This window comes from Frankia sp. AiPs1 (assembly GCF_023716945.1).
Taxonomy (GTDB): Bacteria; Actinomycetota; Actinomycetes; order Frankiales; family Frankiaceae; genus Frankia.
The window spans coordinates 1-1,792 of the sequence record NZ_JAMQQF010000853.1; the positions used below are offsets into that span (position 1 = coordinate 1).

1 protein-coding gene is annotated in these 1,792 nt (G+C 76.2%); it reads right to left on the bottom strand.

Annotated elements, in window-relative coordinates; genetic code table 11:
• A partial coding sequence (locus tag ND748_RS31290; RefSeq protein WP_251749905.1) for a transglutaminase domain-containing protein occupies positions 1–1,775 on the bottom strand: 1,775 nt, incomplete at its 3' end.
• Positions 1,776–1,792: the final 17 nt, after the last annotated feature.

Below are 1,792 nucleotides of genomic sequence, written 5' to 3' on the forward strand. Positions count from 1 at the left end.
GCGCTGGCCGCGGAACCGCCGCCCGCCGCCGCGCCGGCGGCGTCCGGCGGCTCTTCGTGGGACAGCCGTGAGGTGTCCGTCGGCTCGAACGGGATCCAGCCGAGACCGGCGAGGAACACCTCCGGCCAGGTGTGCGCCTGCGCCTGGCTGAGCGTGAACGTGCCGGGCCCGCCGCCGGTGCGTGGACCGAGCAGATAGCCGACGGCGATCCGGGACGGGATGCCGCGCAGCCTGGCGAGCAGGGCGAACGCGGCGGCGTGCACCTCGGCGTAGCTGTGTCGTTCCCGTGGGTCGGTGGTGGTGAGCAGCCGGGTGATGGCGCCGTAGGAATGGCCGGGCCGGCCGGCGAGGTCGTAGGGGAACCGCTGCGGGTCCCGCAGGTAGTCGGCGAGCGCGGTCAGCTGGTCGTAGGTGGTGTGCGCGGCAGCGGTGGCGCGGGTGACCTCGGTGACCGGCAGCGCGGGCAGGCCCGGGGGGACGGCGAGGTAGCGGGCCAGCGCCGGGCCGGACCCTGGGACGGCGGCGGCGAGCTGAGCCGGCGACGGCGTCGGGACGGTCGCGGTGAGCTGGTATCGCAGCGGGCCGGTGGCTGCCCCCGAGGTGCGCAGCAGGGTGCCCGTTCGGGGGTCGTAGGCGGCGGTCGCGGGTGAGGTGGCGAGCCGGGTGGGCCGTCCGACGACGGGCAGCAACGGCGAGTCCGACTGCCCGACGGTGACGTCGGCGTGCACGGTGACCTGCGGGCCGAGGCCGGTGCCTGCCTCGTCTCGGTCACCGGGCAGGGCGGCGCCGACCGGCCAGAACGCGTCATGGTTACGCCAGCTTGCGCCGTCGAAGTCGGCGAGGACCGCCGTCGTCACCCGGTCGACCGGCAGTCGGCTGGACGACGACGCCAGCCGTACCGACGCCAGCCGTACCGAGGCCACCGCCCGCGGCGGTGCAGCGGTGAGCTGGGCGCGAACCTGTGCCAACGGGTCCGGCTGAGGCACGTCGACCAGCGGCTGCGCATGGACCGTCCGCGGGTCGAACCGGCCGCCGGCCGGTACCACCGCAGCCAGCAGTGTCCCGATCAGTGCGGCGACGACCAGCACCGGAACACCGAGCAGCAGCGCTCCCGCCCCGGGCAGGCGTGCTGCCGCGGGTGGTCGTGCTGCCCCGGCTCGCTGGCCCGCTCCGGCTGACCGTCCGGCCAGGGCGGGGGGTTCCGGCGCGGGCCGCTGCGGCGCGGTGCCGTGCCGGGCTGCGCGAAGGATGCCGTAGCCGAGGGCGGCCGCGACGAGCAGCGCCAGGAGCCCCGGCGGGGGATGGTGGCCACCGGCAAGCAGCGTCACGGCCAGGGCGAACGCCAGCCCGAGCGGGGCGAGCGGAGCGAGGACCGTGCCGGGCCGCATCGCCAGTGCGAGGGCGGTCGCGGTAGCCAGCCACAGCGCGAGGACCGGCACGACGAGCAGTTCGGGATCCGGGTCGGCCGGTAGGCCCACGGTCAGCAGGTTCGCCCAGCCAGACCGCAGCCCGATGACGAAGGCCCGCCCGCCGCCGACGGCCTGCCCGTCGGTCCAGCCGAACACGACGACGATCAGGTAACCGGCGGCTCCGACGAGACTGGTGGCGGCCAGAGCATCCCACCGGTCCGTCAGCCGGCGCGTCCCGATCGTCACCGCCGCCGCGGCGACGATCGCGCCGACAAGCGGGCCCCAGGCCCTCCCTCCCGCGTACAGGGTGCGGAAGGTGCCGGCGACCGCCAGCGCGGCGACGAGCAGTGCCGTTCCCTCGGCCACGACCACCATGCCGGCAC